The 15,254-nt window shown below is 32.6% G+C and carries 13 protein-coding genes and 1 pseudogene; 5 read left to right on the top strand and 9 right to left on the bottom strand.

Translation table 11 applies throughout. The annotated features are described in order from the left end of the window. The 3 genes and pseudogenes from PMI10_RS04950 to PMI10_RS04940 form a co-directional block, all read right to left on the bottom strand. Positions 1-524, bottom strand: a pseudogene (locus tag PMI10_RS04950) (S9 family peptidase); the annotation flags it as partial. Between the two features lie 237 nt (positions 525-761). Beyond that, positions 762-2,972: a TonB-dependent receptor gene (locus PMI10_RS04945; RefSeq protein WP_007805200.1), complete on the bottom strand. Its 2,211-nt coding sequence runs from the start codon at positions 2,970-2,972 to the stop codon at positions 762-764. Positions 2,973-3,139: 167 nt separating this feature from the next. Beyond that, entirely contained in the window at positions 3,140-3,493 is a 354-nt protein-coding gene (locus tag PMI10_RS04940; RefSeq protein WP_035631388.1) for a hypothetical protein, read from the bottom strand. 211 nt (positions 3,494-3,704) lie between these two features. Between PMI10_RS04940 and PMI10_RS04935 the strand changes: the two genes are divergently transcribed. Beyond that, on the top strand, positions 3,705-4,403 hold the full coding sequence (locus PMI10_RS04935; protein WP_007805198.1) for a porin family protein: 699 nt from the start codon (positions 3,705-3,707) through the stop codon (positions 4,401-4,403). Here the strand turns inward: PMI10_RS04935 and PMI10_RS04930 are convergent. Beyond that, a complete protein-coding gene (locus PMI10_RS04930) occupies positions 4,398-5,003 on the bottom strand; it encodes a hypothetical protein (RefSeq protein WP_035631392.1) in 606 nt (201 codons plus the stop codon). The genes PMI10_RS04935 and PMI10_RS04930 overlap by 6 nt on opposite strands. A gap of 133 nt (positions 5,004-5,136) precedes the next feature. Between PMI10_RS04930 and PMI10_RS04925 the strand changes: the two genes are divergently transcribed. The 4 genes from PMI10_RS04925 to PMI10_RS04910 all read left to right on the top strand — a co-directional run bounded on the left by PMI10_RS04925 (position 5,137) and on the right by PMI10_RS04910 (position 10,003). Further along, complete coding sequence (locus PMI10_RS04925) at positions 5,137-7,605, top strand: bifunctional UDP-N-acetylmuramoyl-tripeptide:D-alanyl-D-alanine ligase/alanine racemase (protein WP_007805194.1); 2,469 nt, start codon at positions 5,137-5,139, stop codon at positions 7,603-7,605. Between the two features lie 65 nt (positions 7,606-7,670). Then, positions 7,671-8,045, top strand: coding sequence for a large conductance mechanosensitive channel protein MscL (mscL, locus tag PMI10_RS04920; RefSeq protein WP_007805191.1), 375 nt, complete (start codon positions 7,671-7,673; stop codon positions 8,043-8,045). A gap of 171 nt (positions 8,046-8,216) precedes the next feature. After that, the gene (locus PMI10_RS04915; RefSeq protein WP_007805189.1) at positions 8,217-9,206 is read left to right on the top strand and encodes an aspartate-semialdehyde dehydrogenase; all 990 of its coding nucleotides are present in this window, start codon (positions 8,217-8,219) and stop codon (positions 9,204-9,206) included. 110 nt (positions 9,207-9,316) lie between these two features. Continuing rightward, a complete protein-coding gene (locus tag PMI10_RS04910) occupies positions 9,317-10,003 on the top strand; it encodes a DUF6058 family natural product biosynthesis protein (protein ID WP_007805187.1) in 687 nt (228 codons plus the stop codon). A 46-nt stretch (positions 10,004-10,049) separates the two neighbouring features. On the opposite strand, the gene PMI10_RS04905 is transcribed toward PMI10_RS04910, so the two are convergent. From PMI10_RS04905 to PMI10_RS04885, 5 genes are all read right to left on the bottom strand, one after another. Continuing rightward, a complete protein-coding gene (locus PMI10_RS04905) occupies positions 10,050-10,367 on the bottom strand; it encodes a 2Fe-2S iron-sulfur cluster-binding protein (RefSeq protein ID WP_007805184.1) in 318 nt (105 codons plus the stop codon). 65 nt (positions 10,368-10,432) lie between these two features. After that, the gene (locus PMI10_RS04900; protein WP_007805181.1) at positions 10,433-10,918 is read right to left on the bottom strand and encodes a hypothetical protein; all 486 of its coding nucleotides are present in this window, start codon (positions 10,916-10,918) and stop codon (positions 10,433-10,435) included. Between the two features lie 210 nt (positions 10,919-11,128). Continuing rightward, on the bottom strand, positions 11,129-11,368 hold the full coding sequence (locus PMI10_RS04895; RefSeq protein WP_007805179.1) for a NifU family protein: 240 nt from the start codon (positions 11,366-11,368) through the stop codon (positions 11,129-11,131). A 118-nt stretch (positions 11,369-11,486) separates the two neighbouring features. Next, complete coding sequence (locus PMI10_RS04890; RefSeq protein ID WP_007805178.1) at positions 11,487-12,620, bottom strand: Mrp/NBP35 family ATP-binding protein; 1,134 nt, start codon at positions 12,618-12,620, stop codon at positions 11,487-11,489. 203 nt (positions 12,621-12,823) lie between these two features. Continuing rightward, positions 12,824-15,253, bottom strand: a complete 2,430-nt coding sequence (locus PMI10_RS04885; RefSeq protein WP_007805177.1) for an ABC transporter permease — start codon at positions 15,251-15,253, stop codon at positions 12,824-12,826. Between the last annotated feature and the right edge of the window lies 1 nt (position 15,254).

Here is a 15,254-nt window from a genome sequence, read left to right as displayed (position 1 = left end):
AAAGCATCAATAATAATGACTTTTCTCCAGTCGCTTCCGCCTTCAGAAATTGAATATGCGGCTTTAGATCCGTCTTTGGAAAAATCTAAACCACCAAGTGAAGTGGTTCCGTCTTTGGAAAATGTATTTGGATCTAAAAAAACTTCTTCCTTGCCATTTTCATCTTTTCTGTAAACAACCGACTGGTTTTGAAGTCCGTTGTTTTTAGAAAAATAAGTAAATTTTCCTTCTATAAATGGAGCTCCTATTTTTTCATAATTCCAGAGCTTCTCCATTCGTTTTTTTAAAGCATCACGAAATGGAATTTTATCTAAATAACCATAAGTAACTTCGTTTTGAGCCTTTACCCAGGCACCTGTTTCGGCAGATTTATCGTCTTCAAGCCAACGATACGGGTCATTTACTTTGGTATCGAAATAAATATCAACAGTTTCGCCTTTTTTAGTTTCCGGATATTGAATTTTATTCTGGGCAAATGAAATTCCTGCAGTAGTAATGGTCATTATTAGAATTGTTTTTTTCATAGTTAACATTTATGAGTTGTAACAAAAATAGCATTTTTTGTTGTGAAATTTAATTTAAACCATATAAGTCATATAAGTTTATTATCCATTGGATGTAATTAAAAATTGATGTCAGGCTTTGCTCAGGAAAGCTCTTTCCAGATAAAAAACCTTCGACTCCGCTCCGGATGACAATGATTTTCAAAAGGATAAAGACATAGCTTAATTTATTTATATGACTTATATGGTTTTAAAAAATTATAAGTTGAAATTTACTCCCAAAACAATATTTCTTCCGATGTTTGGAATACCATCTGTTTTTAATCTTGAAAGATGTGCGATATAGCTTTTATCGAATAAATTGTTTCCGTTCAGATTTACATCAAAAGCTGTTTTGCCTAGTTTTACTGTTCCTCCAAAGCCTAAATTAACCAAGGTATATCCTTTTGAAGCCGTTTCGAAACCACTTACATTATCCTGCTTAAGAGTTGATGAAACATTCAAAGAAGCATATCCTTCCTCGAACCAGTTTTTGATTTTGAATTCGGTTCTAAGCGTATTGTTCCAGTTATTTGCCGGGATAAAAGGCAAATAATCTTTGTTGTCTTTTTGGCCGGTTACCGTTTCAAAACTGGTTTCAAAATGTAACCAATCCAATGGATGTGGATGAAAATGCAATCCAACTTCACCACCGTATAATTTCGCATTATCCTGAATATAAGCAAAAACATTATTGTCATCACGAACTTCTCCCGTTGGCGACGTATAGATATAATTGTTTATATGATTGTAAAATCCGTTTACAAAAAACTCAAAATGCGAATTTTTATATTCCAGATTTAAATCTGTCTGAACGTTTTGTTCGGTTTTTAAATCATTGTTTCCAATTTCATATCGGTTCGTTCCTTCGTGCACACCGTTTGAAGTTAATTCAGCTAAATTTGGAGCTCTAAACCCTGTAGCTACATTCAAACGCAGCGTTAATGGCTCTGCCAATTGGGTTTTATATCCCAATGAAGCATTAAAACTGTCAAAAGATCGGTCTATAGCCTGAAAATAACCTTCTTCACCTTCAGTTCCGTGTGCTTCAGAGGTAACATTTCGGTTGTCGAAACGTAATCCTGCTTGCAGAACACTATTGTTCCATTCATAATTTGCTGTTCCAAAAGCTCCAAAATCATTTGTAGTAGCATCCGGAATCAAATATTCTTCACCTGAATTAGCATTGGTCTGATGCATTCCCTGAACACCAACAATAGTTTCGATTTTACCCAATTTTGGCAAGTGATATTTTGCATTATAGTTGAAAGTTTTAAGTTTCATATGCAAAACAGCCTCATTACTGTCTTCAAATTCACTTCGATCATTAGAGATATAACCCAAATCAACATCTAATTTTGAGTTTTCAAAGAAAATTACATTGTTTAAACTCAATAAATGATTAAAAATTCCTTGTCTGGGAAACTCCGTGTTTTTGCTTGTAGATTGTTCCCCAATTCCATTATCAGGCATTCCAAGATCAAGTTTGTTGTAGTTATATCTTAAAACACTGGAAAAACTCGAATTGCTGTAACCAATTCCGGTTTTAAAATCGGTTTCATTATAGCGGGTATTCGTTACACGATCGCCGTTATCGCCAATTTTGTAATCAGAATGTGTGTTGAAACTTCCGCGAGCCAGAAATTTCCAATTATCTGTAGAAGTTTTTAATCCAATTGATGAATTACTTCCTTGTGTGTTGCTAAAATACTTTTGACTGAAATTAGCCTTAAAAGTATTCGCATCAGCAAATTTTTCAGGATTAAAATATAAAACACCGCCTAAAGCATCAGATCCGTATAATAAAGAAGCAGGGCCTTTAATAACTTCAACACTTTCGATTCCGGCATCATTTAAACCTAAGCCATGTTCATCTCCAAATTGTTGATTTTCAACACGGACACCTTGAGAATATACTAAAACACGATTGCCGCTAAGACCTCTGATTACTGGTTTTCCGATTGAAGTTCCTGTTGAAATCTGCGAAACTCCGGGAATCGTAGCCAAACCTTCTATCAAAGTTGAAGTCCCTTTTTGCTGTAATGTTTTGATGCTTTCATGTTCTACTTTCATTACGTTTTGCGATTGCAGTTTGTTGAAAGGAGTTGAAACAATTACTTCATCCATTTCAAAAACAGATTCAGCAAGTGTAATGTCTAAAGTATTTTCTTTAAGTAATTTCGGGATTGTTTTATTTTGTGTTGTGTATCCAACAAAAGTATAACTAAGCCTTAAGCTTCCATTTGGAAGATTTGTAAATTGGTATTTACCGTTTTCGTCAGTTGTAGTTCCTTTATGCAATTCCTGCAAATAAACGGATACTCCCGGCATTGGATTGTTCTGAGAATTGATAACGGTTCCTGAAATTGAATTTTGAGCAGAAAGAATGCCCGAAAACCCTAAAATAAGGGCTATTATTATTTTTTTCATTTGAAAATGATGCTATAGTTAATTGATTTTTCTTTTTAAGATAAAATTGAAATAATAGTAAAATTTTCCGATCTCAATAAATAGTTAAGACTGGGAAATTGAACTGATTTTTATAATCAATTTTTTTAAAAAAGAGTTTGTTTTTTTGATTTCGAGTATATCGAAATTTAAGAAACTATAGCTGAAGGAGGCCCTCGAAGTGAGTATAAGCTCCCTGAAAATGAAATAACATTTTTTGAAAAGCTAAGGAAGTAAGGGATTTCTTTGTGGTATTTATAAAACTGAAAAGAAATTTTTTCAGGAGTAATATAACTTTCAAATGAAAATTGGCAAACAAAACAAGAATCGTAATTATGGTGCTGATGAGTGATTTCACCGTTTTTGTCATTATAATCGTGATGACATTTTTTTTCAGAAAGTTGTTTGGCAATATGCTCATAGCTGTGTACAGACTGGAACAGTATCGATAACAATACCGTCAGAGCCAAAGAAACACTTATTATGAGCTGCTTTTTTTTCATAACTATTGCAAAGGTATAAAAGAGGATATAAAAATACCTGATTTTACTGCTTTTTATTGAAAATAGTGCAATAAAATATTTCAGAAGGCACAGAAACAGAATAATTACATAATATTCACATCGTAAACTATCATTATATTATATTTGTAAGTCTAATAAATCGACCCAAAAAAGCGTTTATCTGAAATCCCTTTTAAAACCAAAACACAGTATGCGATTATTTTTTAGTTGTTTATTTCTAGTCTCTTTTCTGAACGTTTTTTCACAGGAAGCAAAAACGGAACTTTTGCCACAGGTAAAAGTTGATTCTTTATATCGTGAAGATCAGTTTTATTTTGCGGTAACTTATAATCTTTTGGTTCAGGCTCCTGCCGGGTTAAAACAAGATAAATTTTCAGCTGGAATTTCATTGGGTTTTTTGCGTGACATGCCTATTAACAAAGACAGAACAGTAGCTATCGCTACAGGTTTGGGATTAAGTTATAAAAATTATTACCAAAATTTGACGATTCAAAATGTTGAGGGAAATTTAGTTTATGATGTGAATTCGTATGATGCATTTAATTCTAATAAATTCAGGCAGTATTTAGTTGATTTGCCAATAGAATTCAGATGGAGAAATTCGACTTATGAAAGTTATAAGTTTTGGAGAATTTATGGCGGAATAAAGTTCAGCTATGTCTTTTCGGATAAATCGATTTTTAGAGATGGGGAAAATACTTATGTAGTAAGAAACAATCCGGATGTTAATAAATTTCAGTATGGTGTTTATCTCTCGACAGGGTATAATACCTGGAATGTATATGCGTATTATGGCTTGAAACCCTTATTTAAATCGGCTCAGACTGTAAATGGTGAAAATATAGATATGAGAACAATGAACATTGGTTTGATTTTCTATATTTTATAACCACAAATACAGAAATAAAATTTGCGGAAATATTCCGATTGTCAATCCAATCAGTAACTCTTTATTGGTGTGCGCATTCATTTCTAAACGGGACGAAGCCACAACCCCGGTCATTAATATTAAAAAAGCAGACCAATAAATATTATGCATTTGTAAGTGTGTATTTAGTCCGATTACAAAAACAGCAAAACCACTAATAGCCATCATATGCAAGCTTGCTTTTATCTTAAAAAGTGAACAGATTAAGGCTAAAATGGTGCTGAATAATCCGCCAAGGAAAAAGAAATGCAGTTCAGGATAACGTGTAATTATGATGCTTCTTTTTACTAATAAAATAAATAAAAAACATTGTAAAATTAGCGGGATTCTACGTTGGGATGTTTCATGTATCATTACCGATTTTACATTTCCCGTTGACCGAAGCAATAAAAAAAACAATATTGGAACTATAACCGTAATAATCAAAATTTGAAATAAGACATAGTATTTTTCCTGAATTGTAAAGGTATCTTCTTTATAAAAAAGATAAAATAAAGTGGCATACATCGATATAAAAACCGGGTGCAGTATATAGGAGAATAAAGGGAGTATCTTTTTCAAAACGATGTGATTTGGGGTCTCCAACAAATATAATTGAAATATAAATACGATGCTGTAAACGATTTATTTTTTAAGAAAATCACAACTCTTTACTATCTTTAATGTTTTAAATTTGAAAAAAGAAACTTACTAAATGAGCATAAATTTAAAAAGCCTTGTTTCGGTTCTTAATGCCGAAAGAACAGGTCCTGAAACAGATATTTTTATTGAGCATATTTCGATAGACAGCCGTTCGCTGCAAAATGGTTCGCAAACTTTGTTTTTTGCATTGTCGGGTGTTAACAATGATGCGCATTTGTATATTTCAGAGTTAATAGAAAAAGGGGTTCAGAACTTTGTGGTCGAATACATTCCTGAAAATTGTCATGGAAAGGCTAACTTTTTAATTGTAAAATCAACTTTAGAAGCCCTTCAGAAATTTGCAGCTTATCATCGAAATCTTTTTGATTTTCCTATTATTGGATTAACGGGAAGCAATGGTAAAACGATCGTAAAAGAATGGCTAAACTTTTTGTTGAGCCCCGATTACAATATTATCCGAAGTCCCAAAAGTTATAATTCACAGGTTGGGGTGCCGCTTTCGGTTATTGCGATTAATGAAAAACATAATTTAGGCATTTTTGAAGCCGGAATTTCGACAGCTAATGAAATGGACAAACTCGAAAAAATTATAAGACCAACAATAGGAGTGCTTACTAATATTGGTACAGCACACGATGAAGGGTTTTTAAATTTAGTGCAGAAGATTGATGAAAAACTACTTTTATTTAAAGAATCTCCGGTAATTATTTATCAGAAAAATGAAATTGTCGATTCCTGCTTATCCCAATTTGCAGCTGAATATATGCTGCATCCCCGAAAACTTTTTTCATGGAGTTATACAGATAAATCCGCGGATGTTTTTATTCTGAAAAAAGAAAATAAAAATGAAACGACAGCCATTCAATATCGATATCAAAAACAAAAATTCGATTTAAAAATACCTTTTAGCGATTCTGCTTCTATAGAAAATGCTATATCGTGTTTGTTGGTCCTGCTTTATTTTGACTTTGATTCTGTAGTGATTCAAAGCCGCATGCAGGGATTGTATCCGGTCGAAATGAGGCTAGAAGTCAAAAATGGGATTCATAATTGCAGTATTATTGATGATAGTTACAGTTCAGATTTTCAGTCTCTTAAAATAGCTTTGGATTTTCTGGAAAGCCAAAAAAAGAATGCATCCAAAACCGTTATTTTATCGGATATTTTTCAAAGCGGATTTTCAAACGAAGAGTTATATTCTAAAGTTTCACAGCTAATTGCCGATAATAAAGTCAATCGTGTTATTGGAATTGGGGCAACCATTTCTTCATTTAAAAACAAATTTTCAAATTGTATTACTTATCAGAATACTGCCGAATTTATCAATGATTTTGAAAATCTGAATTTTGCCAATGAAACCATTTTAATAAAAGGCGCAAGATCGTTTCAGTTTGAAGAAATTGTGTCTTTACTGGAAGAGAAGACCCATGAAACTATTCTCGAAATCAATCTGAATTCGATCAGCCATAATTTAAATTTCTTTAAATCTAAATTAGCTAATGATGTCAAAATCATGGTTATGGTGAAAGCTTTTGGTTATGGAAACGGAGGATTGGAAATTGCAAAATTGCTTGAGCACCATAAAGTCGATTATTTAGGTGTGGCTTTTGCCGATGAAGGAATTTCCCTGAAAAATGGTGGAATTAAATTGCCAATTATGGTTTTAAATCCTGAATCGACAAGTTTTTCGTCTATTATTCAGTATCAGTTAGAGCCGGAAATTTATAGTATAAAAGGATTAAATGCTTTTTTGAAAATTGCCCGTGAAAAGAATTTAAAAGACTTCCCAATTCATATCAAGCTGGATACCGGAATGCACCGCCTGGGTTTTGAAGAAAATACAATAGACGAATTGATTGCCACTTTAAAAGGAAATTCAACGGTTCGTATTCAAAGTATTTTATCGCATATGGCGACCAGCGATGACATGAAACATTATGAATTTGCTCTTTCGCAGATTCGATTGTTCGAGAAATTGTCTTCAAAACTGATGAGTGAATTGGGTGCAAATCCAATTCGTCATATTCTGAATACTTCCGGAATCAGTAATTTTCCGGATGCACAATATAATATGGTGCGCTTAGGAATTGGTCTTTATGGTGTTTCCAATGATCCTTCAGAACAAAAATACTTAGAAAATGTTGGGACTTTAAAATCAATTATTTCACAGGTTCGTACAATTCCTGCAGGTGACAGCGTAGGTTACGGACGCAGGTTTATGGCCGAAAAAGAAACTAAAATTGCAACTATTCCAATTGGTTACGCAGACGGGATTTCAAGATTATGGGGTAATCAGGTTGGTTATGTAACCATTAAAAATCAAAAAGCATCTATTGTGGGAAGTGTTTGCATGGATATGTTAATGGTAGATGTAAGTTCGATAGATTGCAAAGAAGGAGATTCGGTTATTATTTTTGGAGAAAGCCCAAATGTTATTGAAATGGCAAATGCATTGAAAACCATTCCGTATGAAATTTTAACCAGTATTTCCCAACGCGTAAAAAGAGTGTTTTTCAGATAATTTAAAACAAGTTTAGAGAAAATTATGTAATTTCGATACTCTATTAATTACAAAAATGTACAATTATGGGAATTTTTTCTGAATTTAAGGAATTTGCAATGAAAGGCAACGTGGTCGATTTGGCTGTCGGTGTTATCATTGGAGCAGCTTTTGGTAAAATTGTGAGCTCATTAATTGATAATGTAATTACACCTTTGTTATTAAAACCGGCTTTGGATGCAGCTCATTTATCTACCATAGAAGAACTGACGGCTTTTGGAGGTGTAAAATACGGGTTGTTTCTTTCGGCCGTAATTAACTTTGTAATTGTTGCTTTTGTTTTGTTCTTAATCATAAAAGGAATAAATTCTGCAAAAAAGAAAGATGTTCCACCACCACCGCCTGCAGGACCAACTCAGGAAGAATTATTGATACAAATTAGAGATTTATTAAAAAAATAAATAATATACCGCTACACTAAGTCTAACTTAACCGCTCTTTAATTGGTGCGGTTTTTTTATTTTGTTTGATTTGTAACATTTTGTTATTTTTTGTGAATCGAATTGCTATCGTTTTTATTATACTTACTTTTGCAGTCTAAAGTTAGAATATTCATAAATAAAAATATAAAAATGAGAATAGCGGTTGTAGGCGCCACCGGTATGGTTGGCGAAATAATGTTAAAAGTTTTAGCAGAAAGAAATTTTCCGGTTACAGAATTAATTCCTGTTGCTTCTGAAAAATCAGTAGGTAAAGAAATAGAATATAAAGGTCAAAAATATAAAGTTGTAGGTTTGCAGACTGCTGTTGATATGAAAGCAGATATTGCTCTTTTCTCTGCCGGAGGAGATACTTCATTAGAGTGGGCACCAAAATTTGCAGCTGCCGGAACTACAGTTATTGATAATTCATCTGCCTGGAGAATGGATCCGACAAAAAAATTAGTGGTTCCTGAAATCAACGCTGAATCTTTGACTAAAGAAGATAAAATTATTGCAAATCCAAACTGTTCTACTATTCAGATGGTATTGGCTTTGGCTCCTTTGCACAAAAAATACAATATCAAAAGAATTATAGTTTCTACTTACCAATCTATTACAGGAACAGGCGTAAAAGCGGTTAGACAATTAGAAAATGAGTATGCCGGAGTACAGGGTGACATGGCTTACAAATATCCAATTCACAGAAATGCTATTCCTCATTGTGATAGTTTTGAAGAAAACGGATATACTAAAGAAGAAATGAAATTAGTTCGTGAAACTCAAAAAATTCTTGGTGATAATACCATTCGAGTTACAGCAACAGCTGTTCGTGTACCTGTTGTTGGCGGTCATAGCGAAGCTGTAAATGTTGAGTTTACAAATGATTTCGAAGTAAATGAGCTTCGTGAAATTTTACACAATACTGATGGAGTAGTGGTACAGGATAATTTAGATACATTTACATACCCGATGCCACTGTATGCAGAAGGTAAAAATGATGTTTTTGTTGGAAGAATCCGTCGTGACGAAAGCCAGCCTAATACAGTAAACATGTGGATTGTTGCTGATAATTTAAGAAAAGGTGCAGCTACAAACACGATTCAAATCGCTGAGTATTTAATTTCAGCCGGTTTAGTATAAATTAGAGATTAAAGAAAATTGTTATAAAGAAAAGACCGTAATTACAGCAATGCAATTACGGTCTTTTTGTGTTTTAATGGTATATTTGGTTTAGTAATCCCTATTCAAAAATGAAAGACGTAAACCTAAAATACATTGAAGATAATTATCTGGAATTTGAAGAAATTATAAGGATAATGAATCTCACTTCACATAAATTAAACCAACTTATTGAAGTAAAACTTATTCCTGAACCTTCATATGTTGTCAGCTCAGAAGTAACAATAAGTTCTTCCTTAAATGATAATTATAAGATTGTCAGATCTAAAAAATATTTTCCAAAAAGCATCCTGAAACTTATTGAAGATAATATTGAGAATAATAATCCCGAAAAATTTAAAAGCGAGTTTAAGGAAACGCTATTGTCTAATTTGAAGAACCATAAGCACAAAACGTTTGCGTATGGCAACACTTTTGTTGAAAGTGGAGAAATAGATCTTGAGAAAGCAGATAAAGCACTCGAAGAAGAATGGAATTATTTCTGTAAAGGAATTTATGGTATTTGTACTTTACAGAGTAATGAAGAGGCAATTATTGAGAAAGAGATTGCAATAAAAAGAATATTAGATTTTATTGAAAATAGAGGTTTAGCTATAACTCAGGAAAAAATAAATCATTTAAAGGAACTGAATGACGCATTTAATAAATATACAAGTAATTTTGCACCATATCAGCGTGAAACAAGCAGTAGAGGAAAGTATTTAGATAAGCTTCTAACGGAATTTTCTTTGGAAGATTTAATAAAGAAATATGAATAAATATTATAATAAAAAAGCGAAAACCCAGGTTTTCGCTTTTTTATATTTAATATTCTGGAGCCAGTTCAAGCTCTAAACCTTCTAATTCTGTAGTAATTGGAATCTGACAACCTAAACGGCTGTTAGATTTAACGTAAAACGCTTCCGATAACATAGCTTCTTCGTCATCACCCATTTCAGGCAGAGCAACATCATTTAAAACGTAGCACTGACATGAAGCACACATGGCCATTCCGCCACAGGTTCCCTCAACAGGAAGTTCGTATGCTTTGCATAACTCCATTATGTTCATTGCCATATCAGTTGGAGCCTGTAATTCGTGTATAACTCCCTCTCGATCTTTAATCTTTATTAATACATCCATTTTAAATTATTGGAATTTTACTGATTTAGAATTTAATAAACGTGATCAAATTCTTAAATTATTTATTAACTACTTGGTTTTAAGCTAAATGCGTATTCTTTTCTGTTATTTTCTTTAAGGTGCATTTTTGCGCCTAATATATTTCCGCCTTTTTCTAATAATGTAACTATGACAATTACTGAATAATAATCTTTATCCAATTCGAAAATCAAAGTCCCTTCATATGTCGAATTTACTATTCCTTGTTTGTCAGTGGTAACAGATATTTTTCTTGGATGTGAAAATTCTGCTGTGTTGTAAGCTGCTTTATTTGTAAACTTTGCTTTACCAGCACAAAAATCATATAAAAAATCATAATTACCAATTCTAAGGCTGCCTTCTTCTTTATTACTATTAATCGAAAGTACAATTTTTCCGTCATATGTAAAATCTGACCACTCTTCAGATTCATTAACCCATGCTTTATCAACTTGTAATGTTTGTATGCTTTGTTGGGCATAATTTACCGAAATGAAAAATAATAAAAAAAACAGAGTGTAATAATTCTTCATAATTTAAGATTTTAGGAGTATGTTACAAATTTAAATGAAAAATGGAACATATTCTTCAGTAAAAGTCTTAAATCTTTAAACTATTTTTTATTGATATCGTAAAAAAATAGATATTTTTATTTATTTTCATGAAAATTTATAACTAATTTGCCTAAATGGTTATTATTCCTGTTAATTATTTACGACTCAAAAACAAGGAATATAAGCAGATTACATGATGTTTACCACAGTTTCAATTTGTGGGGCATATTTTTTTATAGTTGTTTCCACACCGGCCTTTAATGTCATTTGATTTACACTGCAGCTAATGCATGCGCCTTCAAGACGGACTTTTACGTGTTTGTCGTCTTCTATTGAAATTAGCGTAATGTCACCACCATCAGAATTTAAAAAAGGTCTGATTTCTTCAAGGGCCAATAATACGTTACTTGTTAATTCTTCTGTTGTCATAATGTTTAATGTGTCAATTAGAGAATTAGATAATTAGGAAATGTGTCAATTAGATAATTATCTGTGCTCATTATCTAATTATCAAATTATCTCAGTATCTAATTTTTATCTCAATTATCTAATTCTTTTTAACTGCTGAACAACCTGCCATTGTTGTAATTTTAATGGCTTCGGTAGCAGGCAGACTATCATTTCTGTTTACTACTTCCTGTACTACATTTCTAGTGATTTCTTCAAAAACAGTTTCAATTGTCGATGCTGTCTGCAAAGCTGCCGGACGACCATAATCTCCTGCTTCACGAATAGATTGTACAATTGGAACTTCACCTAAAAACGGAACATTTAAATCTTCTGCCAGGTTTTTTGCTCCTTCCTGGCCAAAGATATAATATTTGTTTTCCGGTAATTCTTCAGGTGTAAAATACGCCATATTTTCGATAATACCTAAAACCGGTACATTAATATTCTCCTGCATAAACATTGCCACACCTTTTTTCGCGTCAGCTAATGCTACTGCCTGAGGAGTACTTACAACAACAGCTCCTGTTATTGGTAATGACTGCATGATTGATAAGTGAATATCTCCAGTTCCCGGAGGCAAGTCAATTAGCATAAAATCTAATTCACCCCAATCAGCATCAAAAATCATTTGGTTTAATGCTTTGGCAGCCATTGGCCCTCTCCAGATTACGGCCTGACTTGGTGCAGTAAAAAAGCCGATAGAAAGTATTTTTATTTCATAACTCTCTACAGGTTTCATCTTTGATTTTCCGTCAACGGTAATCGAAATTGGTTTTTCATTTTCGACATCAAACATGATTGGCATTGATGGACCATAAATATCAGCATCCAAAACGCCAACGGCAAATCCCATTTTAGCTAATGTTACGGCAAGATTCGCTGTAACAGTAGATTTTCCTACTCCGCCTTTTCCTGATGCAACAGCAATAATATTTTTGATTCCCGGAATAGCTTTTCCTTTTATTTCGTTAGGGTTTTCTTTAGTTTCAACCTTAATATTTACTTTAATCTTTGCTTCCGGAGATATCAATTCATGAATCGTTTTTTTAATATCATCCTCCGCTCTTTTTTTAATGTGCATTGCAGGAGTATGAAGTATTAAATCTACAACAACCTCATCACCAAAAGTAATAACATTGGCAACAGCTCCGCTTTCAACCATATTTTTCCCTTCTCCGGCTATAGTAATTGTTTCCAGAGCTTTAAGAATTTCTTTTCTGTCTAATTTCATTTTTAATGTAGTATTTTCTATTGAATGAAATCTATTTAGAAATTATATTTATTTAAACTGATTTCAGACTGCAAAGATAACAGATTATGTTCGGATTCTTAGCTTTTTAAATTGTATTTATTGATGACAGGATTGATGAAATGTATTTAAAAGACAAACCCGGTAAATTGTTTTACCGGGTTTCAAGAAAGAGATTGATTAACTTATTCGTATTTCAAATATTTCAGGATATCTATTTTAGTCACCTGATAGGCTTTCGTTAAAACGATTAGTAAAGTTAAAACTAATAAAGAAACGAACGCAATACTGAAAGGAATTACTGAAATCCCGATTCGGAAGGCAAAATTTTCAAGCCATTTTTGCAATAAGATATAGCCGGGAATAATTCCGATTCCAAATCCTAACAAGCAAAAAATAATGTATTGTTTTGATAGTTCTTTTAGTAAAATATTGGTTTCTGCACCTAATGTTTTTCTAATGGCAATTTCTTTTAATCTTCTTTCCATTGAGAAGGAAGCTAAAGCAAACAATCCGAAAACGGCAATAATAATTACAACAAGGTTCAGGATGAAAAATAAATCTTTTTGTTTCACTTGTTCCTGATAGGTTTTGGCAAATCCTTTATTTACAAATTCATAATCAAAAGGATAGTCGGGGTTTACGTTTTTCTCCCAATAGGTTTTTAATTTGGCTAAAGTTTCGGTTAAATTATCAGGAGAAACTTTTACATAAATATTACCAAAATTATTCCATTTTAAGGTTTTAAGGTTTATAAAAACCATTGGCTGTACTTTATCCTGTAGTCCTGTAATGTTAAAATCTTTTACAACACCTACGACTTTGAATTTTAAATTATGTTCTTCTCCAAAGCCAGATGTTATAATGGTGTTTACAGGGTTTTTAAGATTCAGGATTTTTACAAGAGTTTCATTCATTAACATATTACTTACAGTATCCGAAGCAAACTGTGGTAGTAAATTCCTGCCTTTAACGATTTTGATTTTCATCATTTCAAGAAAACCAAAATCCATTTCAATATTTCTTGGCTGTACATGAATCCCGTTATGCGTAAAACTTGAACTTGAATTAGAACTGTTTCCAAAAGATCCTGCAAAAGTAGAAACGTCCTGAACTCCGGGTATTTTGCTGATTTCTTGTTTTGCGGTCAGGTATTTATCTGTTTTTTTAAGAGGATCCGGGTAATTATACGGAATTCTGATGATCTGATCTCCACTAAAACCAAGGTCTTTGTTCATCATATAACTAACTTGCGAGTTCACAATTAAGGCGCCAATGATAAAAAAGGTAGCAATTCCAAACTGAAAAATCAACATCGAATTTCGAATCCAAATACCACTTTTGCTTCTTGAAAAATTACCTTTTAAAACTTTTAAAGTCTCAAAATTGGAGATATAAATGGCAGGAAAAATACCCGCAAGAATGATTACTAATCCAAATATAAAAATAAGCTGCAGGTAAAATTCACCACCATTGATAGTCAAATTTTTCTTCAAAAAGGTATTGTAATGAGGTAATGTAAGTTCAACGATTGCCAAAGAAAAAATGATTGCCAAAGTCACAATCATGGCCGTTTCAAAAATAAATTGAGCAATAATCTGATTTTTAGTTGCACCCACAATTTTACGTACACCTACTTCTTTTGCTCGTTTGATGGCTGAAGCTGTTGCTAAATTGATATAATTTACCAAAGACAAAGTCAGAATCAAAATAGAGAGCCCAACCATGATGTAAAGCAATTGCAAATTCCCTCTGCCTTCAGCGAAATTGTGGCCGGATGAAGTTTTTGTTCCGTGCAGACGGGAAGTTTTTAACTGATCCAGTATTACTGTAATTTCCCCATTTTCTTTAACATACTGCGCCACAGTCTGACCATTTTCTTTAGCATCTTTTAAAGTTCTGTTCACAAAATTTACATTTTGCATTTTCTTTAAAACAACGGCAGCATCGGCTCCTTTTTTGATTTTGATTAATAATCCATAATTAAAATTTTCCCAGCTGTTTTTATCACCATCACGTTGAATACCGCCAAAAACGTAGTTAGGTTCCAGTGATGATGGTCGTATTAAATGATAAACTGCTTTTACGGTATAAAACTTATTGCTATAATTGATTGACTTGCCAATCGGATCTTCATTGTTGAAAAGTAATTTTGCTGCTTCTTCCGATAAGGCAACACTATTGATTTCTTTTAAGATATTAGTTTTAGACCCTTTTACGATTGGAAAAGGAAAAACATCAAAAAAGCCATTATCAGCAATTGTGATTTTTTCATCCATCACTTTACGTCCCTGATATTTTATCGGAGCATTGTTATAATAAGCGCTATTAAGGAAACAAATCGATTCAATTTCAGGAATAGTTGCTTTGCAGGTTTCCCCAAAAGGAATTGAATTTAATGCCCAGATATCTCCCGTTATTCCTATTTTGTTGGTAACCTGATATACATTTTCTTTCTCAGGATTCCATTGATCGTAAGCATTTTCATTATTCCAATATAAAATAGCGAAAATTACACCGGCAACTCCGATGCTTAATCCTAAAACATTTAAAAACGAAAACAATTTATTTTGCTTTAAATGATAAATAAATATTTTAAACCAGTTAAAAATCATG

The sequence above is a fragment of the Flavobacterium sp. CF136 genome (genome assembly GCF_000282055.1).
In the GTDB taxonomy this organism is placed as follows: domain Bacteria; phylum Bacteroidota; class Bacteroidia; order Flavobacteriales; family Flavobacteriaceae; genus Flavobacterium.
The sequence above is the reverse complement of the archived record's forward strand: the minus strand, read 5'-3'. Positions and strand labels throughout refer to the sequence as shown.